General features: G+C 69.6%; 20 protein-coding genes. 6 read left to right on the top strand and 14 right to left on the bottom strand.

Annotation, left to right across the window (positions count from 1 at the left end):
* Positions 1-8 precede the first annotated feature (8 nt).
* Positions 9-1,055, bottom strand: coding sequence for an NAD-dependent epimerase/dehydratase family protein (locus OH802_RS15755; protein ID WP_406019942.1), 1,047 nt, complete (start codon positions 1,053-1,055; stop codon positions 9-11).
* A 99-nt stretch (positions 1,056-1,154) separates the two neighbouring features.
* On the opposite strand from OH802_RS15755, the gene OH802_RS15750 reads away from it, so the two are divergent.
* Positions 1,155-2,333 (top strand): alcohol dehydrogenase catalytic domain-containing protein, encoded by a 1,179-nt coding sequence (locus OH802_RS15750; protein WP_406019939.1) that lies wholly within the window; start codon positions 1,155-1,157, stop codon positions 2,331-2,333.
* Here OH802_RS15750 and OH802_RS15745 read toward each other — a convergent pair.
* From OH802_RS15745 to OH802_RS15735, 3 genes are read right to left on the bottom strand one after another with little or no spacing between them, the layout of a single operon-like run.
* The gene (locus OH802_RS15745) at positions 2,323-3,657 is read right to left on the bottom strand and encodes an NAD(P)/FAD-dependent oxidoreductase (RefSeq protein WP_406019937.1); all 1,335 of its coding nucleotides are present in this window, start codon (positions 3,655-3,657) and stop codon (positions 2,323-2,325) included. The genes OH802_RS15750 and OH802_RS15745 overlap by 11 nt on opposite strands.
* Positions 3,654-4,346, bottom strand: coding sequence for a hypothetical protein (locus OH802_RS15740; protein ID WP_406019935.1), 693 nt, complete (start codon positions 4,344-4,346; stop codon positions 3,654-3,656). Before OH802_RS15740 ends, OH802_RS15745 begins: the two co-directional genes overlap by 4 nt.
* A gap of 33 nt (positions 4,347-4,379) precedes the next feature.
* Positions 4,380-5,849, bottom strand: coding sequence for an MFS transporter (locus OH802_RS15735; protein ID WP_406019933.1), 1,470 nt, complete (start codon positions 5,847-5,849; stop codon positions 4,380-4,382).
* A 195-nt stretch (positions 5,850-6,044) separates the two neighbouring features.
* Between OH802_RS15735 and OH802_RS15730 the strand changes: the two genes are divergently transcribed.
* Positions 6,045-6,653, top strand: a complete 609-nt coding sequence (locus tag OH802_RS15730; protein WP_406019931.1) for a TetR/AcrR family transcriptional regulator — start codon at positions 6,045-6,047, stop codon at positions 6,651-6,653.
* Positions 6,654-6,674: 21 nt separating this feature from the next.
* Here the strand turns inward: OH802_RS15730 and OH802_RS15725 are convergent, their stop codons facing one another.
* Genes OH802_RS15725 through OH802_RS15695 form a run of 7 tightly spaced genes read right to left on the bottom strand, consistent with a single transcriptional unit; the run spans position 6,675 to position 14,442 of the window.
* Positions 6,675-8,138, bottom strand: a complete 1,464-nt coding sequence (locus OH802_RS15725) for an aldehyde dehydrogenase family protein (RefSeq protein WP_406019929.1) — start codon at positions 8,136-8,138, stop codon at positions 6,675-6,677.
* Positions 8,139-8,148: 10 nt separating this feature from the next.
* Positions 8,149-9,261, bottom strand: a complete 1,113-nt coding sequence (locus OH802_RS15720) for a Zn-dependent alcohol dehydrogenase (protein ID WP_406019927.1) — start codon at positions 9,259-9,261, stop codon at positions 8,149-8,151.
* Positions 9,258-10,031, bottom strand: coding sequence for an enoyl-CoA hydratase/isomerase family protein (locus OH802_RS15715; RefSeq protein WP_406019925.1), 774 nt, complete (start codon positions 10,029-10,031; stop codon positions 9,258-9,260). Before OH802_RS15715 ends, OH802_RS15720 begins: the two co-directional genes overlap by 4 nt.
* A gap of 2 nt (positions 10,032-10,033) precedes the next feature.
* The gene (locus OH802_RS15710; protein WP_406019924.1) at positions 10,034-11,641 is read right to left on the bottom strand and encodes a class I adenylate-forming enzyme family protein; all 1,608 of its coding nucleotides are present in this window, start codon (positions 11,639-11,641) and stop codon (positions 10,034-10,036) included.
* A complete protein-coding gene (locus tag OH802_RS15705) occupies positions 11,638-12,450 on the bottom strand; it encodes a gamma-glutamyl-gamma-aminobutyrate hydrolase family protein (protein ID WP_406019922.1) in 813 nt (270 codons plus the stop codon). The genes OH802_RS15710 and OH802_RS15705 overlap by 4 nt, the downstream gene beginning before the upstream one ends.
* A complete protein-coding gene (locus OH802_RS15700) occupies positions 12,447-13,790 on the bottom strand; it encodes a glutamine synthetase family protein (protein ID WP_406019920.1) in 1,344 nt (447 codons plus the stop codon). Before OH802_RS15700 ends, OH802_RS15705 begins: the two co-directional genes overlap by 4 nt.
* Positions 13,783-14,442 carry a hypothetical protein gene (locus tag OH802_RS15695; RefSeq protein WP_406019918.1) on the bottom strand — a complete coding sequence of 220 codons (660 nt, stop codon included), beginning with the start codon at positions 14,440-14,442 and terminating at the stop codon, positions 13,783-13,785. The genes OH802_RS15700 and OH802_RS15695 overlap by 8 nt, the downstream gene beginning before the upstream one ends.
* A gap of 226 nt (positions 14,443-14,668) precedes the next feature.
* On the opposite strand from OH802_RS15695, the gene OH802_RS15690 reads away from it, so the two are divergent.
* From OH802_RS15690 to OH802_RS15675, 4 genes are read left to right on the top strand one after another with little or no spacing between them, the layout of a single operon-like run.
* Positions 14,669-16,111, top strand: a complete 1,443-nt coding sequence (locus OH802_RS15690) for an APC family permease (RefSeq protein WP_406019916.1) — start codon at positions 14,669-14,671, stop codon at positions 16,109-16,111.
* 15 nt (positions 16,112-16,126) lie between these two features.
* Positions 16,127-17,647: a flavin-containing monooxygenase gene (locus tag OH802_RS15685; protein ID WP_406019914.1), complete on the top strand. Its 1,521-nt coding sequence runs from the start codon at positions 16,127-16,129 to the stop codon at positions 17,645-17,647.
* On the top strand, positions 17,644-18,705 hold the full coding sequence (locus OH802_RS15680; RefSeq protein ID WP_406019912.1) for an alpha/beta hydrolase: 1,062 nt from the start codon (positions 17,644-17,646) through the stop codon (positions 18,703-18,705). The genes OH802_RS15685 and OH802_RS15680 overlap by 4 nt, the downstream gene beginning before the upstream one ends.
* Before the next feature lie 4 nt (positions 18,706-18,709).
* On the top strand, positions 18,710-20,074 hold the full coding sequence (locus OH802_RS15675) for a flavin monoamine oxidase family protein (RefSeq protein WP_406019910.1): 1,365 nt from the start codon (positions 18,710-18,712) through the stop codon (positions 20,072-20,074).
* A gap of 34 nt (positions 20,075-20,108) precedes the next feature.
* Here OH802_RS15675 and OH802_RS15670 read toward each other — a convergent pair whose 3' ends face one another.
* The 3 genes from OH802_RS15670 to OH802_RS15660 are packed head-to-tail and all read right to left on the bottom strand — an operon-like array spanning position 20,109 to position 23,097.
* Positions 20,109-21,101, bottom strand: a complete 993-nt coding sequence (locus OH802_RS15670; protein ID WP_406019908.1) for a TIGR03557 family F420-dependent LLM class oxidoreductase — start codon at positions 21,099-21,101, stop codon at positions 20,109-20,111.
* Positions 21,102-21,142: 41 nt separating this feature from the next.
* Positions 21,143-22,765, bottom strand: a complete 1,623-nt coding sequence (locus tag OH802_RS15665) for an STING domain-containing protein (RefSeq protein ID WP_406019906.1) — start codon at positions 22,763-22,765, stop codon at positions 21,143-21,145.
* Positions 22,765-23,097: a CU044_2847 family protein gene (locus tag OH802_RS15660; RefSeq protein WP_406019904.1), complete on the bottom strand. Its 333-nt coding sequence runs from the start codon at positions 23,095-23,097 to the stop codon at positions 22,765-22,767. Before OH802_RS15660 ends, OH802_RS15665 begins: the two co-directional genes overlap by 1 nt.
* Positions 23,098-23,166: the final 69 nt, after the last annotated feature.

Below are 23,166 nucleotides of genomic sequence, written 5' to 3'. Positions count from 1 at the left end.
TCTGGACGTCAGGGACGTAGGGGCGGGAGCTGGCTGCCCGCCTTCGTCGGGATCCCGGAGAGGACAGCCTCGAGCGCGTCCATGGCCGAGTGGCGCGGTCGCCAATCGAGCTCCAGCTCAGCGCGGGCGGTCGACATCAGGGGCAGCTGCATGACCGCGCCCAGCAGGCTGCCGGGGACCTGCGCCAGCCGCGCGTGCCAGGCGGCATCCAGGCCGTGACGCATGGCCGCTGAGGGGACCTCGACCGTTCGAGCACCGAGCAGCTCACCGATCTCGTCGCGGCGGATCACCCCCGTACCAGCCAGGTTGAACGCGCCCGTCACATCGGTGGTCGCCGCGGTGGCCAGAGCCCGGCCGATGTCGCCGGCGTGGACCGCCTGAAAGCGCAGGCCTGCGGGCACCGGCACCATCGGGATCCTCCGACGGTCCATGAGGGCGGGTCTGGCCAGGGCGCCGCCGAAGATGCGCCGTTGCTCGCTGGCCGCCGAGCGCTGGAAGACGAACGCGGGCCGAACCCTGACCAGACGGACCTCGGGGTGGTTGCAGGCGAAGGCGTCCAGAGCACGTTCGACGTACGCCTTCTCCCGGCAGTACGCGGCGGCAGACGCCCCGTCGGTCTCCCAGGTCTCGTCGACCGGATCGTCGTGGTAGACCGGTGAGTAGGCAGCTACCGATGAGGCACACACAAGCGCCGGGACACCTGCCCGGGCCACGGCCTCGAGGACCCGGCGGGTGCCGACCGCGTTGGTGGCCCAGGTCTCTTCGGGGCGGTGTGTGGGCTGGAACTTCCAGGCGAGGTGCACGACCGCGTCGGCGCCCTCCACCACCGGCTCCAGGTTGGCTGTCGACACATCGGCCACCCGCCATTCGACGGAGGCATGGGGGCTGGTCCGAGGGCCGTCCGGGGCTCGGCGCGCGACGGCCACGACCTCGGCGGCCCCGTCCCCGGTGAGTGCCCGGATGGTGGCGCTGCCGAGGTTTCCCGACCCACCGATGACGACCACCTTCATGTTGTCCACGCCCTCCCTGCGGCCGGTCTGCTGTGTGAGCCTCACCGGTACCCACCGCGACCGGGTTCAGCACTGCCGCTCGCCAGGCTTGAATCGCCGGATCCGGGTACCGCAGAGGTGACTCGATCCGAAGGAGGCACATCCATGAAGGCAGTCACCTGGCAAGGACGACGCGACATCCGGGTGGACGACGTCCCCGATCCGCGCATCGTCGAGGACGACGACATCATCGTCGAGATCACCTCGACAGGACTGTGTGGTTCCGACCTGCACCTCTACGAGGTGCTCACCGGGTTCATGACCCCGGGCGACGTGGTCGGGCACGAGCCGATGGGGATCGTGAAAGAGGTCGGTCCCGGGGTTCGCGAGGTGAGCGTCGGCGACCGCGTCGTGGTGCCGTTCAACATCAGCTGCGGCACCTGCTGGATGTGCCGTCACGACCTGCACTCACAGTGCGAGGCCACCCAGAACCGCGACCAGGGCACCGGCGCCAGCCTCTTCGGCTACAGCTCGCTCTACGGCCAGGTCCCGGGCGGCCAGGCGGAGTACCTGCGCGTCCCCTTCGGCAACCAGTTGCCGATCAAGGTCCCGCACGGTCCGCCCGACGACCGGTTCCTCTTCCTCTCCGACGTCCTGCCGACCGCCTGGCAGGCACTCTGGTACGCCGACCCCGACCCGGAGAGCACGGTGCTGGTCCTCGGCGCCGGTCCCATCGGCGACATGGTGAGCCGCTTCGCGCTCGACGCCGGCCACCAGGTCATCAGCGTGGACCGCGAGCCCGAGCGGCTCGCCAGGGTGCGTCAGCGCGGGGCCGAGACGATCGACCTCGAGTCCGGCAAGGTCGCCGAGCGGGTACGCGACCTGACCGATGGACGCGGAGCCGACGCCGTGGTCGACGCCGTGGGGATGGAGGCCCACGGCTCACCGATCGTGGAGGGGATGACCAAGCTGCTGTCCCGAATGCCTGGAGCCGTGAACCGCCCGGTGATGCAGGCAGCCGGCGTCGACCGGATGGCCGCGCTCTTCACAGCCTTCGATGCCGTACGTCGCGGCGGCACCGTCTCGATCGCCGGGGTCTACGGCGGTGCGATGGACCCGTTCCCGATGATGCAGCTCTTCGACAAGCAGGTCAGCATCCGCATGGGCCAGGCCAACGTGCGCGCCTGGACGGAGGACCTGATGCCGTTCCTCGAGGGCGACGACGACCCGCTCGGCGTGGACTCGTTCGCCACCCACCATCTCCCCCTGAGCGAGGCTCCGGAGGCGTACAAATCCTTCCAGGAGAAGTCCGACGGGATGGTGAAGGTCGTCTTCAAGCCCTGAACCGCGCGCGGCGCCGGCTGCCGTTGACCAGGTCGTTGAAGCGGTCCACGGCCCAGATCGCTCTGAGTCCGGCGCCGCTCATCATCATCGGACGCGGGAAGCTGGGCTTCTCCTGCCACAGCGTCTGCAGGTCCTCGTGCCGCTCGCCGTCGACGATCGCGTCGGCGATGAGCGTCCCGATGTACGGCGCCTGGGCCAGGCCGTGACCGTTGCAGGCGATCGAGTAGTAGATGTCGTCGCCGACCTGGCCGGCGAGCGGAAGCCAGGACGAGGTGATCGCGATCCATCCGCCCCATGCGCGGTCGATCGCGACGTCTGCCAGCGATGGGAAGCGCGTGGCGAACGCCCCGGCCAGCTCCTCGACCAGTCCGGGGTCGGGCACCTTCTCCGGGAGCGGATAGCTCGTGCCCCGCTCCAGGCGGCGTACGCCGAACACGATGGTGTTGCGGGGCGTCAGGCGGTAGTTCTCCATGATCGCGTGCTGGGTGACCAGACCCATGCGGCTGGTCCAGCCCAGTGCGGCCAGTCGCTCGGGTGCGATCGGCTCGGTCTCCACCTCGATGACGTAGATCGGCACGGAGAGGTGCTTCGGGGTGATGTCCCACTCCCCCGCGTAGGCGTTCGTGGCGATGACGACCCTGTTCGCCCGAACCCTGCCCTGCGCGGTCGTCAGCACGACCTCGCCCCCGTCGCGCGTGACGTCGGTGACCTTGGTCTGCTCGAAGACCCGCGCGGAGGAGTCGAGCAGCACCCGTCGCATGCCGAGGACGAACTTGCCCGGGTTCATCATCCCGCCGACGAGCTCGCGCATCCCACCCACCAGGCCGCGCGGGATCCCGAGCTCCGCAGCTGTGCCGACCTCCACGTGGCCGCCGGCCCGGGTCACGATCTTGGCGACCCGGCGCACCCGCCCCATCTGACCGCGCGAGATCGCGGCGAACGCGTTGCCGGTCGCCTCGTAGTCGCAGTCGATGTCGTGCTTGGCGATGAAGTCCTCGACGTGGTGGGCGGCGTGCTCGGCCAGCCGCATCATGCCCGGCATCTTCTTGCGCGACAGCAGGTTGAGCAGCTGGAGATCGCCGCCCGGCGCACCCGCCAGCTGCCCCGCGTTGCGCGAGCTGGCGCCGTGGCCGCAGAACTCGGCCTCCAGGAGCACGACGTCCTGACCGCGCTCGACGAGCCGCAGCGCGGTCGACATCCCGTTGATGCCTCCGCCGATGACGACGACCTCGCACTCGAGGTCACCGTCGAGGGCGCCCTGGACGTCGGTCGGTGGGTCGACCCACCCGGTGAAGGCGGTGTAGGTGACGTGGTCGGTGTTCATGCGCGGACCACCTTGTGAGCGTCGCCGGCCGGCTCGATGCCCGTGGCGACGTTGTGGTCGTGCAAGGCACCGTAGGCGCGGTAGTAGACGAACATCTGGAAGCCCCAGGTGCTGAGCGCCAGGATGTAGAAGACCGTGCGGTGCGCATCGTCCGGGAACGGGAAGAAGTCGTACATGAGGGCGATCGCCGTCGCCGCGGCGCTCGCCAGGCCGGCCGCGACCGCGTGGCCCCTGGCACCGATGGTCCACAGACGCCACGAGAAGTAGGCGAGGAACGCGGTCGTGAGCAGGTTGGCGGCCAGGTAGTACGACGCAGGTCCGACGTGGAGCTCGTGGCCGCGGAACTGCTGCAGGTAGAGTCCCGCGGCGATCGCGAGCCCGAAGACGCCGACCTCGACCGTCACGCTCGGCTTGTAGCGGTGGGTCACACGCATCAGGCCGAGGACGGCGATCAACGTGATGCCCACCGACCGCGAGAAGGCGTCGAAGAAGTAGGCGATGTCGTACAGGACGTGGCCCTCGTCGCCGCTGATGAGCGACCAGAGCAGGAAGTTCGAGCCCGACGTGGCGACGACCATCCACTCCAGGCCGAGCAGGTAGTTGTCGTAGCGCCGGATGAACTTCCATCCGTAGGTGAAGCCGACGACGATCATCCACAGATCGGCCAGCAGGAAGAGCAGCTCTTTCATGTCATTTCCTTCAGGTGAGATGGAGGGAGCGGATCAGGCAGCGACCCGGCCGGTACGCCGGCGCGAGCGGGCGTTCGAGACCAGCACGGTCAGCACGACGGCCAGGGCCAGGGCGCCCGAGAGCCAGTAGCCGACGGCGTAGAGGCCTTGTGCCGCGACCTCGAGAGATGTTCCGGGGACAGGCACCAGCGAGGCGCTGAGGTCGGCACTGACGAGCGCCGTCCCGAAGGCGAAGCCGACGGCCATGAAGGTGCCGGCGACGCCGGCGGCCATACCGGCCTTCTCCTCGGGCACGGCCGACTGCACCAGGGTGAAGCCGGCGGCGTACCCGATGCTGCAGCCCAGGCCCATGACGGCGGCGCCGACCAGGTAGTGCCACTGCTGGTCGTGGAACATCGCCAGCCAGGCGAGGCCCGCGGCGCTGATGAGGGCGCCCACGACGAACACCGGCACGCCGCGGCCGTTGGCGACGGGACGGTCGACCGCCGCACCACCGACCAGGAACGTCACCGCGAAGGGCACCATCAGCCAGCCGGTCTGGAGGGCCGAGAGCCCGAGGCCGTACGCGTCGACCGGGCGGAGGGCCTCGGGAATGACCTGCGCGTAGGTGCTGAGCAGGAGCAGGAAGGCCGAGTTCACCGCTGCGAACAGGGCGATGGACAGGCACGAGGCGGTGACCAGCGGCGTACGCATCAGGGCCACGTCGAAGACGGCTGTCGACGACCGGCGCTGGGCGCGCATCCAGGCGATGCCGCCGACGATGCCGATCGCCAGCGGGATCAGGGCCGCGTTGCCCCAGACGAGTCCCTGGGTCAGGGTCAGCAGGATCGCCGCGACCCAGCCGATCATCCAGACCGTGCCGACCACACCGATCCGGCCGGTGCGCTCGGCCGGCGGGGCGTGCGGGACCAGGAGGTACGTCGCGAGGGTGGTCGCAGCGCAGGCGGCGGTGAGGATGACGAAGAAGCTGCGCAGGGACAGGGTCTCGACGATCAGGCCGCCGCCGATCATGCCGACGACGATGCCGGCGCCGGTGGCGATCACCAGGACGGCGACGCCGATGGTGATGCCGGACTCGCCGAGGTTGCGTCGCAGGAAGCCCAGCGGCAGCAGCTGCGCAGCGCAGCCGAAGCCCATCAGAGTGCAACCGGCCAAGAGCGTCGGGTATGAGTCGCCGATCGCCGGGACCGCCGCGCCGACGGCGAGGAAGGCGGACGCGGCGACGGATGCGTTCCGGTCGCCATGCAGGTCGGCGAGGCGCGGCAGCAGGATGAATCCCGCTCCCCCGCCGAGCGTCAGGGCGGTGTAGAGCCAGGTTGTCTCGGCGACCGTGGCGAGCCCGTACTGCGCCTGGATCACCGGCAGCAGCGGCGGAAGGATGAAGATCACGGCGTTGGTCAGCACGACCATCAGCGCGCCGATGCCGATGAGCAGACCCTTGTCGGGCCCGTGTCCTGCCGTCGCCCGGCGACGTGCTGCCGCTTGCTGGTTGATCTGCGCCATGGGTTGTCTCCGATCCGGGGATGTGTGATCCGGCTCATACGCTACGGCTTAGTTAGTCATGTGATCAAGATCTATGACTAAGATGTTTGACTAAGTTTTTCCTGGCGGGGATTCCGGAGGCCGCGCTGATATAGTCGGCGTGACTTAATCAAGCGCCTAACTCAGTGGAGGCGCACGGACACCCTCGGAGGACTGATGGCACGCATCCCCGTCGCCCAGCGACGTCGCGACTTCATCGAGGCCGCCGTCGAGGTCATCGCCGCCCACGGCATCGACGGCGCGACGACGCGCCGCATCGCCGAGCAGGCCAAGGCCAACGTGGCGATGCTGCACTACTGCTACGACTCGAAGGAGGACCTCTTCGCGGACGTCTACACCTTCGTGGCCGGCAAGTACCGCGAGGTCATCGAAGGGAGCGACCCGCACACCACGCTCCCCGACGCGGCCCGGCAGATCCTGCGCGGCGTGATGGAGTGCTACCTCGACTCGCCCAGCTTCACCGCCGCGACCTTCGAGCTCGTCAACTGGGCCCGGCGTCAGCACGGCGACCGCGGCATCGCGGTCTACGACCAGGCGTTCGACACGGTGCGCAAGGCGCTGCAGGAGGCATCCGCCGACGACCCGGTCACGCCGGAGGTCATCGACGAGGCCACCTACGTCCTGGCCACCCTCGCCGACGGATTCGGCGTCAACTGGCTGACGTACGGCGACGCCTCCGTCGCCCGGGCACAGATGGACCTCAACTGCTCCGTGCTCGACACCTGGCTGGCGACCCGGCTCGCGGCGACGCCGGCCAAGGCCTGATCGGCGTCGCCGCGCCGGCGATCACAGCGGCAGGTCCGGGGAGTCCACACCGACGACCCGGTCGCCGCAGAAGACGCGTACGGACTCGGCCGGGCCATGGCCACCGATGCCGGCCGGGCCCCAGAAGCTCTGGGCCGAGTCGTCGCCGAGGTCGGCGATCTTGGCGCCGTTGACCCGCACCTCACCGGCCACGATGCGCGAGCCGACCTCGATGGCGCGGTCGGTGTCGGTGCCGAACACGTAGGCGTCCAGGCCCGAGGGATGGGCGTTCGCGATCCGCAGCGCCTCCTCGTCGGAGTCCACGGCGTGCAGCGAGACGAGCGGACCGAACAGCTCGGCCGTCGCCCGGCGCGGATCGGCACCAGAGGCGACGGTCGGCGAGAGGAAGTAGCCGCCGAGCTCGGGGAGAGCTGCGGGCTGGTGGATCCTCGCCCCGAGCTCACGCAACCCCGCGATGCGGTTCTGCAGGGTCTGGAAGTGCGGCCCGTTCGAGATCGGTCCGACCTGGGTGTCCTCGTCCAGTGAGTGGCCGACGGTGAGCTTGGAGATCCGCTCGGTCAGCGCGTCCAGCAGGGGGTCGACCAGGCTGCGGTGGGCGAGGATCTTGCCGGGCCCCTCGCACCACTGACCGTTGAGCTTGGTCATGCCGTCGAGGATGCCGTCGGCGGTGACGTCGAGATCGGCGTCGTCGAGCACGAGCACCGGGTTGTTGCCGCCGAGCTCCAGCTGCAGCACCTTGAAGTCCTCCGCCGCCGCGCGGGCGATGGCGCGCCCAGCTCCCGGTCCGCCGGTGAACGAGACGACCTTGATCCGTGGGTCGGCGGTCAGTCGCGCGCCGACCTCACCGGTGCCGTGGACCAGCTGCAGCGCACCCGATGGGAGGCCGGCCTCCACGAAGCACTCGACCACGATCTGGGCGCTGCCCGGCGCATGCTCCGAGGGCTTGAGGATCACCGGGCAGCCGGCCGCGACGGCGCTGACGACCTTGGCGGCCGGGATGAAGCTCGGCCCGTTCCACGGGGTGAGGATCGCCGCCGGCCCCCACGGCACCTTGTAGAGGCGTACGTCGCGGCCACCGGCCGCCAGGGCGGTGACCCGCGGGATCTCCCGCAGGTCAGCGGCCGTGGCCCGGATGCGGTAGGGCAGGAAGGACGCCACCGTGCGGGTGGCGCTGATCGGCGTACCGCTGGTGAGCGCATCCGTGCGCGCGATGTCCTCGGTCCTGCTCTCCAGGAGCTCGGCGACGCGCTCGAGCATCTCGGCCCGCTCGTGCCGGGCCTCCTCGTCCCAGCGGCCGACGTCGTACGCCCGTTCCGCCTGCCGCAGGGCGCGCTCGACGTCGTCGAGCGGAGTGCTGACGGTCCGGTGGACGGGCTCGAGCGTGTTGGGGTCGAGGTTCCACGCGTCGTCGACCGTGGTGCATTCGCTCCACTCGTCGGCGATGTAGTTGACCGGCTGAGCGATGGTGATCTCTTTGCTGGACATCAGGCTTCCTCTACGGATTCGTGGGTCGGGACTGGAGGTCGACGACGATGCGGGTGACATCACCGGACTTCATCGCCTCGAAGCCCTCGTTGATCTCGGCGAAGGGGACGACCCGGGTCACCATCTCGTCGAGGAGGAGGCGTCCCTGCTGGTAGAGCCGGGCGAACTGGGCGATGTCCTCTCGCGCCTGGCCCGATCCCATGTAGGAGCCGATGAGCCGCTTCTCCTCGAAGAAGAAGTCCAGGGCAGGCACGCTGATCTCGGTGCCTGCCGGCGCGATGCCGACGAGGCACGCGGTGCCCATTGGCCGCAGGAGGGCGAGTGCGGTCTCCGCCGTCCGGGCGGAGCCGACCGCCTCGAACGAGTAGTCGACGCCGTCGCCGAGCTGGCGGCGGAGCTCGGCGACCGTGTCGCCGTCGCCGCCGTTGATGACGTGGGTGGCGCCGTACGTCCGGGCGGCCTTGAGCCGGTCCTCATCCAGGTCGATGGCGACGATCGCCGACGCCCCTGCGAGGCGGGCGCCCTGGATGATCGCCGACCCGACGCCACCGCAGCCGACGACGGCGACGGTGCTGCCCGGGCGCACCTGAGCGCCACGGAAGACGGCGCCGACGCCGGTGACGATGCAGCAGGACAGCAGGCACCCGACGTGCAGAGGGACGTCGTCCGGCAGTCGTACGAGCGCGCTCTCCCGCAGCAGGATGTGCTGCGAGAACGCTCCGATGGCGGCGAGCCGCTCGATCGGCCGCCCGTCGAGCGTCTCGAACGCGGAGCGTTGCCGACGGCGTACGTCGTCAAGGCGCAGACACTGGGTCGACCGACCGGCGTCGCAGTTCACGCACCCGCCGCAGGAGGGGGTAAGGGCGCCGGTGACCCGGTCGCCGGGACGCAACGAGGTCACGGCCGAGCCGACCGACTCGACCACACCGGCCACCTCGTGTCCGACGACGACCGGGACGTCCGTCGGCACGGTCCCCGTCATGTAGTGGAGGTCGCTGTGGCACAGCCCCGCGTGACTGACCGCGACCCGGACCTCGTGCGGCTCGGGGTCGTCGACGCGGATGTCGGTGAGCTCCAGCGGTGCTCCGATCTCGTTCAGCACGGCAGCTCGGGTGGTGATCATGCGGTGGTCTCCCTCGTGTTCCAGAAGCCGGCGACGCCGGCAGTGAGCAGTCCGCTCGCCCAGGCCTCGTGGGCGGCGTGGTCCTCGCGCTCGAAGGCGGCCTCGACCTCAGCGGGCAGGGGCCGCAGCAGCGCGAGGTGGAGCGCCGTGGTGTTCCCCTCGGGGGTCCAGGCGTGCACGGTGTCGACGGCGCGCTCGATCAGCTGGTCGGGCTCGACCACCTCGTCGAGCAGACCGATCCGCAGCGCCTCCGCCGATGGGACCCGAGGGGACCCGAGGACCATGCGCATCGCGTGGTTGCCGACCAGGCGCCGGAGCAACAGGCTGGTCGCGTTGGAGATGGTGAGGCCGCGGGCGTTCTCGGGCTGGAAGTACTCGGTCACCGGAGTGCCGATCCGGGCATCGCAGCACAGGGTGATCTCGGAGGCGCCGCCGACGGCGATGCCGTTGACCGCCGCGACCACGGGGACCCGTGTCTGCAGGATCGCGCGGGTGACGTCGTGGAAGCTCTCGAAGGCCTCATGGACCTCGGCCTCCGTGGTCGGCGCATGCTGCAGGTCCTCTCCGGCGGAGAAGGCACGGCCACGCCCGGTGAGGACGATGCCACGGACGGTCTCGCCGGTTCCGTGCTCACGCACCAGCGCTGCCAGGCGCAGCCGCATGTCGACGGTGAGGGCGTTGAGCTTCTCGGGGCGGTCGAGGGTGAGCACCGCGACGTCGCGTACGACGGCGACGTCGATGTGATCGGCACCGTTTGCGTGGATGGTCATGGTCAGCTCCTCGGTCGGGCGAAGTCATAGGTGGTGCCGGGCTCGGCGGCTGCCCGGGCCTTGAGCGCGGGCTTCGAGACCCGCTCGGACGGCGTGCGCGGCAGATCGGCGACGAACTCGACGTACCTGGGCACCTTGAACCGAGCGAGCTGGGCACCCGCGCGTTCGAGGAGCTCCTGCGCTGTGGCTCGGTCGCCCGGCACCCCTTCCCTGAGCTGGACGAAGGCCTTGACCTCCTCGCCCAGGACCTCGTCGGGGACGGCGACGACGGCCGCCGCGACGATCCGCTCGTCTCTCTCGAGGACGGCCTCGACCTCGGCACAGGCGATGTTCTCGCCACCGCGCCGCACCATGTCCTTGAGCCGACCGACCAGCTGGATGCCGCCGTCCGGACGGCGGACGACAAGGTCGCCGGTGTGGAGCCAGCCATCACGCAGCGCGTTGGCGGTGGCCTCGGGACGGTTCCAGTAGCCGCCCATCATCGGCTGCCCGGAGATGACGAGCTCGCCCGGCTCACCGGGCGGGACCTCCTCGCCCGGCTCGACCGGATCCTCGACGCGCACCTGCTTGGTCGGCACCGGCCGCCCCAGGCTGCCGCTGCCCACGGCGGCGGCGTCGTCGAACGAGCTGACCAGGTCGATCCCCGACTCGGTCATCCCGTAGACCTCGCGCCACGGCGCACCCCACCGCTCCTCGAGCTGGGCGTGGAGCGCGACCGGGATGCCCGAGCAGAGCACCATGCGAAGGTCGTTCTCCCGGTCCTCGGCCGTGGGCGGCTGCTTGAACAGCAGGGTGGGCATCGAGCCGAGGACGTAGAAGAAGGTCGCCCGGTGGCGGCGTACGTCGGCTATGAACGTCGAGGCGGAGAAGCGCGGCAGCATGACCAGCGGGGCACCGAGCGTCAGGGCGAGTGCTGTGTTCCACTGCGGGTCCATGTAGGAGAACGGCTGCGAGGTGAGGAGTACGTCCTCGGCCCCGAGCCCGGTGGCGGCGGCGCAGATCCAGCCCAGGCGGACCCAGTAGTCGTGGCTGAGCATGCATGCCTTCGGGAACCCGGTGGTGCCCGAGGTGTACTGCAGGTTCGCGAGTGTCTCGGCGGCGACCGGCACCTCGGGCACCGTGACCGGGAAGCGCTCGGACCCGTCATCGGGGACCTCGACGACACGGACTCCGGCCAGTTCGGGCTCCTCGGTCAGCACCTCGGCGACCAGGCCAGAACGCTCGGGGTCTGTGAAGACGACGCGGGCACCCGAGTCCTTCAGGACGAAGGCGAGGTCGGATCGCTGGTAGGCGCAGTTGACCGGCACGGCGACCGCACCGGCCTTCAGCACGGCCAGCCATGCCACCGGCCAGTGCACGATGTTCGGGAGCATGATCGCGACTCGGTCGCCCGGGCTTACCTCGTCGACCTCGATCAGCCGGTGGGCCAGCCGGGAGGTCCAGGCGTCGATCTCGGCGAAGCTCCACGACCGCTCACCGAAGCGCAGGAACTCCCGGTCTCCCGAGTCCTGGGCTCGCTGCGCCAGCAACTGGCTCAGCGTCGGAACGGCGGGATCGTCCTTCATCCGGCCGGCCTCGACGACCGGCCCGGTCGTGACGTACGTGTTCACTGGGGGCTCCTCTGCTCTCGCCCGGCGAGTTCGTGGTTCGCGAGCCGCTGCGCCGCCTGCTCGACGACCCACGTCAGCGCCGGGTCGTTGCTCTTCATCCACTCCGGATGCCACTGGACGCCGAGGACCGGGCGTCCCGGGACCTCGATCGCCTCGACCACGCCGTCATCGGCCCGACCGGTCACGACGACCCGGGCGCCGCACCTGTCGACGGCCTGGTGGTGCCAGGAGTTGGTGATCGCGTCCTTGCCGAACAGGTCGGTGGCGATCGAGCCCTGCGTGAAGGTGACGACATGGTCGACGGTGCCGTCCGTGGGCGCGATCTCGGCCGAGAGGTGGCTCACCGGACCGTCCGGAAGATGAGGCACGAGGGTGCCGCCGAGCGCGACGTTGAGCACCTGCAGGCCACGACACACGCCGAGCACCGGGATCCCCCGGTCGATCGCCGCGCGGACGAGCGCGATCTCGTACGTGTCCCGCTCGGCGTCGTGCACCATCGGGTTCGTGCGGGGGTCGATGTCGCGCACCACGGAGGTGTCTCCGCCCCAGCAGGCGGGGTGTACGTCCTGACCCCCGGTGATCACGACACCCGAGAGCCAGGCGCAGACGGCCGCCACGTCGGTGTCGTAGGAGAGGTGCACGGGCAGCCCACCGGCCTCGGCGATCCGGGTCGCGAAGTCCGACATCGAGGTGTCGATACAGCGGTCGCCGTAGCGCGGGTCGGCTCCGTTGAGCACGGACAGCTGGAACCGGCGTCCGGTGATGCCGATCAGTGGCCGCAGCACCCCGGCCTCGTCGCGCGCGCTCACGGAAACTCGAAGTATCGCTGGGACTCCCACGCGGAGAGGTCGGCGAACGGGTCGCCGCCCTTGGTGTGGAACTCCATCCACTCCCATCGGCGGGAGGCGACCCAGAAGTCCACGAACTCGTCGCCGAGGTACTCGCGAAGCAGCGGATCGGCGTCCAGCGCCGCGCCGGCCTTCGACATCGTGTCGGGGATCCGCCTCACTCCAGCGCTCTCGGGGAGGCACCAGGCCATGTCCGTGACCTGCTCGGGCGGCTCGATCCGTCGCTCGATCCCGGCCAGCACTCCAGCCAGCACGCCGGCTAGCGCCAGGTAGGGGTTCACGTCGGCGCCCGGGAGCCGGTACTCGAGACGCGAGTACTTGGGGTGGCCGGTGATGGCCCGCACCGCGGCGGTCTTGTTGTTCACGCCCCAGCTCACCGTCGTCGGCGGCCCGGTCAGGTCGACCAGCCGTCGGTACGAGGTGATCTGCGGCAGCGCGATCGAGGTGTTGCCCTCCATCGTGGCGAGCAGCCCGCCGACCGCATGCCGCATCAGCTCCGACGGTCCGTCCTCGGCGAAGAACCGGTTCACGCCGTCGCTCTGGAGCGAGAGGTTGATGTGCGCCCCCTGGCCGAAGCCAGCGGTCGGCTTGGCCATGAACGAGACCGTGTGGCCACGCTCGAAGGCGACCTCGCGCATCACCTGGCGGGTACGCGCCCAGCTGTCGCCCAGCTCGACCGGGTCGGTCGGCGCGAGGTTGAGCTCGGTCTGGCCAGGCGCGGCCTCGTCGGTCCAGGCCTCCCATGCGATACCGACGCGGTCGAGGCGCTCGACGACCGCCTCCATGTAGTCGACCCAGTCCTTGGACCGGGCGAGGTGGTACGTCGCCCCGGTGCTCCCGCCGAGCGGAGTGAGGTCCCGATACCCGCGTGCCCTGGCCTCCTGGACGGACTCCTCGAAGAGTGTCGCCTCGATCTCGACGGCCACGGTGGCGGCGTACCCGTTGTCGGCGAGGCCGGCCACCAGCTTCCGCACGAGGTTGCGCGGACAGATCGGGACCGGGGTGCCGTCCTTGAGCCAGTAGTCACCGATCACCGAGTCCAGACCGGGCTTCCACTCCACCAGGGTCGACATGTCCGGGACCATCTGGATGTCGTAGAGGTTGCCTCGCCACTCCGGGAAGGCGTCGCCGAGGACGATCTCGTTGTTGAGGTCGATGGCGAACAGGATGTCGGCGAAGGCGAAGCCGGCGTTCTTTCCGGCTTCGAACTTCTGCGGCGAGACGTTCTTGCCGAGGAGGCTGCCCTCGTGGTTCGTGGCCTCGAGGCGTACGGCCCCTCGGACTTGTGCGAGCTCAGACATCGAACCGGACCTTCCAAGATGCGGCCGTCATGACGGACAGCTGGGACAAGGTGCCCTGGACCTGCACGCCTGCGGTCAGGGAGACGAGGAAGTCGTCGGCGCCGCTGAAGACGCCGGCGATGAGGTCGGCGGGACCGGCGACCAGGTACGTCGTCGTCCCCTCCCCGAACCGGTCCCGCTCGGTGCCGTCCGGCCCAGCAGCCTCCACGAGCAGGACGTCGGGGATTCCGGCGATGTCGCGGGTCATCTCCCAGAACCGCTCGGCCGCCTCGCGCCAGTGCGGCAACGGTGGGCGCAGTGCGCGCAGGACACGCGCTGCCAGGTCGGCGTCACCGACCGGATCCTGGGTCGGCGCGAACCGGGCGTGGAGGTCGACCACGAGTGTCGCGTCAGGCTCGACGAAGACTCCGCTGGTCACCTCCACGGCACCGTCGCCGAGCACGATGGTCGCCGTCTGCGGGGTGTCGTGGGATCGGATCGCGACGGTGCCGGCAAGGCCGGCAGTCAGATCCTCGGCAGTTCGCTCCGGTCCTGAGGCTCGGCTCAGGGTGCGCCCGATCAGGCGGACCAGCGGCGTCGCGTCGTCCTCGATCGCGATGCGTATCGCGTCGAAGCGCTCGCTCGGCGCCTCGATCGTCGTGCTCTCGGTCATCTCTAGGCCTTCCTGACTGATCGGCCGACGTCATTCTTAGTCACATGACTCAATCGGTTGGCTAAGATGGTGGACCCGAAGAACTCCCTTGTCAACCACCCGGGCGAGATCGACCGATCAGCGAGCAACGCCGCCCGAACCCTTGACGCACCGTGATCCCTGACACACACTTAGTCATACGACATAATCAAATGACTAACTTTGCTTCGGCAGAAGGGATCAGGACATGACGACCAGCAGCGCGTCTCCCGGCGGGCCGGTCGCACCGGAGGACGCTCCTCCTGTCGACCGCCTCGACCGGGGCCATCTCAGCCGCAATCAGCTCGTCGCGCTGGCGCTTGCGTCGTACGTCCCGCCCGTCGGGCTGGCCTCGGTCCCGGCCCTCGTGCTCGTCACCGCCGGCAACGGCAGCTGGCTGGGCGCTCTGATCGCGGCCGTCGCCACGAGCCTCGTCGGGCTCTCGGTCATCGCCTTCGCCCGACGCTACGTAGTCACCGGATCGATCTACTCCTACCTGCCGCACGTCTTCGGCCCGTGGGCTCGGATCTTGGCGGGCGCCGCGCTCTTCCTCGGCTACGTCGCGCAGATCGGCGCGATCGCTTTCCTGGTGGGCCTCTTCTCCGGCAGCTTCCTGCTCTCCCTCGGATTCGAGGCGAGCTTCGACGTCGGCGTGCAGATGCTGATCTACAGCGCCGCCGTGCTGATCGCCGGAACGATCGCCTACCGGGGGCTGGACACCTCGGTGCGTACGGCGGTCACACTGGCCGTCATCTCCGTGCCGCTGATGCTGGTCATCACCGTGGCCGCCGCCGCCAGCGCGGGCCTCGATCTCGGTGCCCAGCTGTCCCTCGAGGGAGCCACACCGAGCGGCATCTTCCAAGGGGTCGCCGCAGGCGCCGTCTTCCTCGTCGGCTTCGAGAGCAGCACGGCGCTCGCCGCCGAGACCCGGGACGCCCGACGATCCGTATCGCTCGCGGTCATGTGCGTGCCGGTCGGCCTGGGCGCGCTGTACGTCGTGGCCACCCTGCTTCAGGTGCCCGCCCTCGTCGCCGCGAGCGACGCACTTGCAGCCGGCACCTCCCCCGCCGCCGCGCTCGCCGTCGAGGGCGGGCTCGGCAGCAGGGTGGCGAGCGCGACCGACCTGGTGCTCGCGGTCGCGACCTTCGCTGCCCTCATCGGGTTCGTCAACTACGGCTCACGATTCGTCGCGACCCTCGCTGCCGACGGCCTGCTGCCCGCCCGCGCCGGCCGGATCCACCCGCGCCACCACAGCCCCGCTGTCGCCGTCCTCACGATCTGCGCCCTCGGCCTGGGAGCGATCCTGGTCATGGTCGCGCTCAACCCCGACGACATCGTCGGCGTCTACAACTCGGTCGCGACGCTCATCGTCTACTTCTGGGTCGTCCCGTACCTGCTCATCTGTGCCGGCGCCCTGCGACTGCTCAGCCGCGAGGGACGGCTCAGCCCGCTCACCGTCGTCGGCGCCGGCCTCGGCGCCGCCGCGATGGCGTGGATGTACCTCAACGGCCTCGTCAACCCACCGGCCCCACCGCTCGACGCGATGTCGTACGTCGCGGTCGTGGCAGTGGCAGGGGTGTTCGTGGCATTCCTCGCCGTTGACCGCCTCGCCCGCGCCCGTCGTACCGCCAGTCACCAGACCCACCACTGAGAAGGAAGTGCAGCAATGAACCAGACCATCGCGACGGAGTACGCCGACATCGTCGTCATCGGCGCCGGCCTCTCCGGCATCGGCGTGGCGAAGCACCTGACGGAGGCGTTCCCCGACAAGGACTTCCTCCTGCTCGAGGCCCGCGCCTCGGTCGGCGGCACCTGGGACCTGTTCCGCTACCCGGGCATCCGCTCCGACGACTCGGTGCACACCTACGGCTACGACTTCAAGCCGTGGCTGCACAAGGAGGCGATCGCCGGCGGTGACCTGATCCGCGGGTATATCCGGGAGACCGTCGACGAGTTCGGGCTGGACAAGAGCCTTCGCCTGGGTCACAAGGTCACCGCTGCCGACTGGTCCAGCGAGGACGCGGAATGGACCCTGCACGTCACCGTGACCGACGAGGCGGGCAACGAGTCCGAGAAGGTCGTCCGGGCCGGGTTCGTCTTCAGCGGCACCGGCTACTACAACTACGACGAGGGCTTCGAGCCGCGGTTCGAGGGCCGCGAGGACTTCCAGGGCGACATCCTCCACCCGCAGCACTGGCCCGAGGACTACGACTACAGCGGCAAGCGCGTGGTCATCATCGGCAGCGGTGCGACCGCCGTGACGATGCTTCCCGCGATGCTGACCGGCGAGGGAGCGGCCGGCCACGTCACCATGCTCCAGCGCACCCCGAGCTACGTCGCGTCGATGCCCCAGGTGGACAAGATCGCCCAGTTCCTGCTGAAGGTCTTCGGCAAGAAGCTCGGGTACCGCCTCACGCGGTTCAAGAACATCTGGCGCGACCACTTCCTCGTGACGACGCTGGTGAAGTTCCCGAACTTCGGGCGCAAGCTCCTGCGCAGTATGACCGCCAAGGAGCTCCCGAAGGGGTTCGACGTCGACACCCACTTCGCGCCGCCGTACAACCCGTGGGAGCAGCGTCTCTGTGCGACCCCCGACGGCGACTTCTTCGAGGCGATCCGCGACGGGAGCGCCGACGTCGTGACCGACCAGATCGAGCGGTTCGTCCCCGAGGGCATCCTGCTCGAGTCCGGCAAGAAGCTCGAGGCCGACATCATCGTCACCGCGACCGGCCTGGTCATGCAGATGCTGGGCGGCATCCAGCCGACCGTGGACGGCGCCCCGGTCAAGATCGCTGACCAGGTGCTCTACCGCGGCTCCCTGATCTCCGGCGTTCCCAACTGGGCGATGATGCTCGGCTTCACCAAGGCGACCTGGACCCTCCGCATCCGCAACGTCGCCCGCCTCGCCATCGAGCTGATCCGCGAGATGGACAGGAAGGGCTACGACATCGCCCTGCCCGTCGCGCCGGAGGGCATGCCCAAGCAGGACCTCTTCGACCTCTCGGCCGGCTACATGCAGCGGGCCCGGGCGGAGCTCCCGCGCCAGGGCACCGGCCTGCCCTGGCAGATGCACACGACCTTCGTCAAGGACAACCGACTCTTCAAGGGGAAGCTGCTCGACCAGGACATCCAGTTCTCCGAGAAGCGCTCGGCCCCGCACCTGACCAGCGTCGAGGTTGCCTCATGAGCGGGGAACACTTCACATTGAGCCAGCGCTTCCAGCGGGCCTTCCTCGTCTTCCTGAGCCGTCTGCCAGCGAGCCTGCAGCGGATGCTGGCGCGGACCGCGACCAACACGGCCGGCGACACCATGGCGCCCGACGTCGCCCTTCTCATGAAGCTGGGCGAGTCCGGACCGGACTACAGCGACCTTCCGCCCGCTGAGGCCCGCGCCACGACAGAGCGTGACCTGATCCTCTTCGCGTCCCGCGTCGAGCCGTGCGCCGTCGAGGAGGAGATCGAGGTCTCGGACGAGGTCCAGCTCACCCGCTACAGCAACGGCACCCCGTCGCGAGGGCTGATCCTCTTCTTCCACGGTGGAGGCTTCGTGATCGGCAGCCGCGCCAGCTACACCGCCCCGGCGCGCATGTTCGCGCACGGCACCGGAGCAGACGTCGTGTCGGTCGAGTACCGCTTGGCGCCGGACGCGCCCTTCCCGGCAGCACAGGACGACGCGGTCGCTGCCTGGCGGTACGTCGTCGAGCACGCTGCGGACTGGGGCGTGGACCCGCATCGCATCGTCGTCGCCGGAGAGAGCGCCGGCGGCAACATCGCCGCCGTCCTGTGCCAGCAGGTGCGGGGCGAGGACGCGCAGCCCATGCTCCAAGTGCTCATCCAGCCGGTGACCGATCTGGTGGAGCACCGCCCCTCCCAGGACGAGTTCGCGGGATCCCCCGCGCTGTCGGCCAAGCAGGTCGCCTGGTTCGTCAAGAACTACCTGCCGGAGGGGACCGATCCGGCGGACTCGCGCGTCTCACCGTACCGGGCCTCCAGCCTGGCCGGACTTCCACCCGCGATCGTCAACCTGGCTGGGTTCGACCCGCTCCACGACGACGGGCTCGCGTACGCGACCGCGCTTCTGGAGGCCGGCGTCCCCGCTCAGGTGGACCGCGAGCCTGGCCAGGTCCACGGCTACATCTCCTACACCGCGGTCAGCCCGAGCTGCAAGCAGGCGACCGAGCGCCTCGTCGCCTCGATCTCCGCGGCGCTCGATCGCACCGAACACACCGCTACGAAGGCGAGCTGACGACATGGGCACACCATCCAAGCGCCGCGACGAGACCCACGAGGTCGTCGTGATCGGCGCCGGCATCGCCGGCCTGATGGCAGCGACCACGCTGGCCGACCGAGACGTCGTCGTCCTCGAAGCGAGCAACCGGTCCGGCGGCCGCGTCGACACCGTCCGCCAGGGCGACTACTGGATCAACGTCGGCACCCAGTTCACCGAAGGCACCGGGCCGCTGATCGAGGCGCTCCACCGTCACCGGGTCCCGCTCGGAACCCTGGAGGGCAAGTCGGTCGCCCTGCACCTGGGCGGCAAGCAGGTCGACACCTCGAACCCCTTCGCCCTGATGTTCCGGTCGAAGATGACCTGGCGCGACCGACTCGGCCTGGCGGTGGTCGGCACTCGCATCCTGGCGAACGTGCCGTTCCTCGAGATGAGCGACAAGAACCGGTGGGCCAACCGTGTCCGCGCAAAGCTCGACCGCCGGCGCGCGGACTTCGTCCTGAAGGGCGTCTCGTCCGACCTCACACGCGAGATGGTGCGGTCGTGGTCCGGGCAGTGGATGGGCTGTGAGCCCGAGGAGACGGCAGCGCGGCAGTTCGTCTTCTCGATGGGCATCCTGCTCACCGATCCCGAGAAGGTGCCGAACCTGACGCTGCCACATGGCGGCAATCAGACGCTGACCGACATCCTCACCGAGGATCTCGGCGACAGGATCCGGCTCAGCTCACCGGTGAGCTCCGTGGAGTGGACCGCCGACGGCGTGGTCGTCGACTACCAGGACGCCGACGGGCCAGCCCGCCTGAGGGCGCGCCAGGCGATCGTGGCGGTGCCCGCGGACGTCGCGGTCAAGATCATGCCCGGGCTGCCGGCGGCCTACCGGACGGCGTTCGAGTCGATCCACTATGGCCGCTACGTGGTGGTTGGCTTCTTCACCCACGAGGAGGGCAAGCCCCAGCGCTGGGACGACTTCCTCGCGGTGTCGACCCCGGGGCGCTCGTTCCAGGCGATCTTCAACCACGCGGCCGCGGTACGCCGCGGGAACGTCCGCAAGCCCGGCGGCGCACTGGCCTGCTTCGCAGGAGGCGCCGAGGCCGACAGGCTCTTCGAGCTCACCGACGAGGAGATCGTCGCGCGGTTCACCGCGGACCTTCTCGAGGTCTACCCGGAGCTCGAGGGCAAGATCGACGCGGGCATCCTCCGTCGACACCCGCGGGTCGTGCCGTTCTGGGGACCCGGCGGCTGGGCATCGCTCGAGACCCTCAAGCAGAACCTCGGGCCCGTCCACCTGGCCGGCGACTATGCCCTCGACATGCCGTCGCTGGCCGACGCCGCTGCGTCGGGCGAGCAAGCCGCGCACAAGGTGCTGGCGAGCCTCTCCCGGGGGTGAGGGTCGCCGACGCCGGAGCCGCGGAGGCTGAGGTTCAGCCCGACGCCGAGCGCAGCGCGTCGAGCAGAGGTCCGGCCGCCTCGGCCAGGAACTGGTCGTTCGTCGACCCGTCGACCTGGACGAGAGCGACGTCGGTGAATCCGGCCTCCCAGAAGGGCCGGATCCCCTCGATGATCGCATCGACGTCGGGACCGCACGGGATCGATGAGGCGATGTCCTCGTGACGTACGAACTGCGATGCCGCGGTGAAGCTCGCCGTGGTCGGAAGCTCGCTGTTGACCGGCCAGCCACCGCCGAACCAGCGAAACTGGCGGTGAGCCCGTTGGATGGCTGCGTCCGCGTCGGCAGGGTCCCAGCTGATCGGGGTCTGGCCGATGGCCCGGGTGCCCCCGGATCCGATACTCGGCGCTCCTGCGACGTCGTTCCACGCCTTCACCAGAGCCGCATCAGACTCCACGGCGATCAGGTGGTCGGCCAGGGCAGCGCAACGCTCGGACACCTCGGGGCCGCCGACCGCCAGCCCGACGGGCACCCGGGTGCTGGGCAGGTCCCAGAGCCGCGCAGCATCGACCTCGAAGTGCTCACCTCGGTAGTCGACGAGCTCGCCGTCGAAGAGTGCGGAGATGATCTCCATCGCCTCGGCAAGCATCTCGTGCCTGGTGTGCACGGTCGGCCAGCCGGCGCCCACGATGTGCTCGTTGAGATTCTCTCCGCTGCCGAGGCCGAGCGTGAACCGTCCTTCCGAGAGCGCCTGCACGGTGGCGGCCTTCTGAGCGACGACAGCGGGGTGGTAGCGCATCGTTGGGCAGGTCACGTACGTCATCAACGGGATCCGCTGCGTGGCCTGTGCGACTGCGCCCAGCACGCTCCATGCGTACGGAGCGTGCCCCTGCTCGACCAGCCAGGGCGAGTAGTGGTCGCTCATCGCAAGGAAGTCGAAGCCCGCCTCCTCGGCGGCGACGGCGTGGCGCACGAGGTCACTCGGGCCCGCCTGTTCGGTCATCAGGGTGTATCCGAATGCAACCATGCCGAGGCGGTACCCGACGTGGCGGCGAGCATCCCCCGACGTCAGGTGAGGTCCGGGAACACCGCCGCGGCGGTGGAGACGCGGATGACGTCGCGGAGGAACCGGGGGCCGACGCGGCGGTCACCAGCGGAGCGGATGCGCTTGATGAGCTTGCTCTGGAAGCGGTCGATCTCCTTCTGCTCCAGCGCCATCCAGTGGTCGCTCGTACGCCGGTGGGGGTCGACGTCGAAGCGCTCGTCGATGGACTCGGCGACGGTGGACAGGGTGGTCGGGAAGACGTCGAGGAGTCGCACCGGTTCGCCGTCGACGAGCGGAAGGCACTTCAGCGGCCGTGGTCGCGAGAAGTCCGGGTGGGTCACGGTCGCGGGGACGACCAGGCCGGTCTGAGCGAGCTCGAGATCGATGAAGTCGTCGCTGCACCACTCCAGCCGCTTCGGCACCACGACCGTGACGGTGACGTCCCGGAGCCGCTCGGCGGACAGCTCGACACCGTCGACGGTCACGCCGCCCGGCCCTCGTCCCGTGCTGATCTCCAGCAGCGCGTTGGCGACGGGGAGCACGAAGTTCCTCGCGTAGCCCGCGGCCAGGGCGTTGGCGACCGAGATCTGGGTCAGCGGCGCCTTGAAGAAGGTGGTCATCGGGTTGGTCGTCGGGTTCTCCCCCAGCGCCTCGAAGATCGACCTCACCGAGAGCAGCCGCTGCTCGACCGTACGTCTCGACGCATCGACGTCGTCGAGATCCAGGTTCAGGACGTCGAAGATCCGGCCGGCCAGTGAGTCCGTGCTCCGGTCCCTGATGACGACGTCCGGGGTGCCAAGGCCCTGGGCAACGGTGAGCTCATAGACGACCTCCGGGTCGGCATTGGTGACGTCGGCGATCACGACGTCGGCGAGCTCGAGCTGCTTGAGGTCCTCGCCTCGCATTCCGGACGGCTCCGAGACGTACAGAGCGAGGTTCAGCTGCTCCAGCACCGGACGCAGGATCCGCTCGCGGACGATGTCGCGCTGGGCCTCGGTTGTGGTGCTCGGCTGCAGCAGGACGCAGCGACCGCGGGTCGGTCGCACCGCCGCGCCGACGAGCTCCTCCCAGTAGTCGACGATCCGGGCCAGCGGCATCGCGAACGCCTGGCGGCCGCCCTCGGCCTCGACCTGGATGCCGATCACCGCGCCGGCGAGGTCGCTGTAGACCGCGGCGCCGCTGAACCCGGTGACCGCCAGGGTCGTCGTCTCGTACTGGAAGTAGTAGGCCCACGAGCTGCTGGTGCGCAGATAGTTCCCGGCGGGCGTCAGCACGCCTGTGCCGCCGCTCTGCGCGTTGCGGAGGTTGTCGCCGTAGCCACGCGCACGCACCAGCCCGTCGGCCTGCGTCACGAGGGTGAACGGCAGTGGCCGCCGGCCATTCGGCCGATCGAGCCTCAGCACCGCGAAGTCCAGCGCGGCGGGCTTGTCGTGGACCGGCTGGATCACGAAGGTGGCGCGCTCGTCGGTCTCGGCATCGGGGAACCTCACCCACACCTCGCCCTGCGACGCGAGGGGTGCGACCACGTGGCCCGCGGTCAGGAGATGGCCCTCGTCGGTGCCCAGCCAGGCGGTGCCGATCGTACGTCCGTCCTTGCTCGCCCGGACCGCGCAGGTCGCCTGCGCGAGCAGCTCGCCGACGCCCATCAAGATCGGTCGAAGTCCCAGGTCAACGTGGCTTTCACTGACCCTTGACCCTGCGCCTTCATGACCCACACGTCGGCGCCGCTGGTGAACGAGAACGCGAGCTCCAGCGAGACCGAGCTCGGCCCGTCCGGGGACGTCGCGAGCGCGCTCCCGAGATCCGCCGAGACGTCCTGAAGCATCCGCTTGAGCGATCCGTAGGCGTCCTCGAGCCGGCTGCCGGTCTCGGTGGTGCCGAACTCGTCACCGAACCCGTCGATCCCTCCGCCAGGCCCGTCGTCCGACGACTCGATCAGGATGGTCGACGTACCGATCTGAACCGGCGTGTAATCCAACGCGTCCTCCTCGTGATTCGAACCCCGCAACCGTAGAGGAGCGGGAAGCGACCCGTACGAGGTTTCGAC

Origin of the sequence: Nocardioides sp. NBC_00850 (assembly GCF_045207335.1) — a bacterium.
Classification (GTDB): Bacteria; Actinomycetota; Actinomycetes; order Propionibacteriales; family Nocardioidaceae; genus Nocardioides.
This window is presented reverse-complemented; position numbering and strand designations above follow the sequence as displayed.

Bases quoted from the DNA above. Each gene is read 5' to 3' on its own strand.
- OH802_RS15750 (WP_406019939.1), top strand. From the start codon at position 1,155: ATGAAGGCAGTCACCTGGCAAGGACGACGCGACATCCGGGTGGACGAC.
- OH802_RS15745 (WP_406019937.1), bottom strand. From the start codon at position 3,657: ATGAACACCGACCACGTCACCTACACCGCCTTCACCGGGTGGGTCGAC.
- OH802_RS15740 (WP_406019935.1), bottom strand. From the start codon at position 4,346: ATGAAAGAGCTGCTCTTCCTGCTGGCCGATCTGTGGATGATCGTCGTC.
- OH802_RS15735 (WP_406019933.1), bottom strand. From the start codon at position 5,849: ATGGCGCAGATCAACCAGCAAGCGGCAGCACGTCGCCGGGCGACGGCA.
- OH802_RS15730 (WP_406019931.1), top strand. From the start codon at position 6,045: ATGGCACGCATCCCCGTCGCCCAGCGACGTCGCGACTTCATCGAGGCC.
- OH802_RS15725 (WP_406019929.1), bottom strand. From the start codon at position 8,138: ATGTCCAGCAAAGAGATCACCATCGCTCAGCCGGTCAACTACATCGCC.
- OH802_RS15720 (WP_406019927.1), bottom strand. From the start codon at position 9,261: ATGATCACCACCCGAGCTGCCGTGCTGAACGAGATCGGAGCACCGCTG.
- OH802_RS15715 (WP_406019925.1), bottom strand. From the start codon at position 10,031: ATGACCATCCACGCAAACGGTGCCGATCACATCGACGTCGCCGTCGTA.
- OH802_RS15700 (WP_406019920.1), bottom strand. From the start codon at position 13,790: ATGTCTGAGCTCGCACAAGTCCGAGGGGCCGTACGCCTCGAGGCCACG.
- OH802_RS15695 (WP_406019918.1), bottom strand. From the start codon at position 14,442: ATGACCGAGAGCACGACGATCGAGGCGCCGAGCGAGCGCTTCGACGCG.
- OH802_RS15690 (WP_406019916.1), top strand. From the start codon at position 14,669: ATGACGACCAGCAGCGCGTCTCCCGGCGGGCCGGTCGCACCGGAGGAC.
- OH802_RS15685 (WP_406019914.1), top strand. From the start codon at position 16,127: ATGAACCAGACCATCGCGACGGAGTACGCCGACATCGTCGTCATCGGC.
- OH802_RS15680 (WP_406019912.1), top strand. From the start codon at position 17,644: ATGAGCGGGGAACACTTCACATTGAGCCAGCGCTTCCAGCGGGCCTTC.
- OH802_RS15675 (WP_406019910.1), top strand. From the start codon at position 18,710: ATGGGCACACCATCCAAGCGCCGCGACGAGACCCACGAGGTCGTCGTG.
- OH802_RS15670 (WP_406019908.1), bottom strand. From the start codon at position 21,101: ATGGTTGCATTCGGATACACCCTGATGACCGAACAGGCGGGCCCGAGT.
- OH802_RS15665 (WP_406019906.1), bottom strand. From the start codon at position 22,765: ATGGGCGTCGGCGAGCTGCTCGCGCAGGCGACCTGCGCGGTCCGGGCG.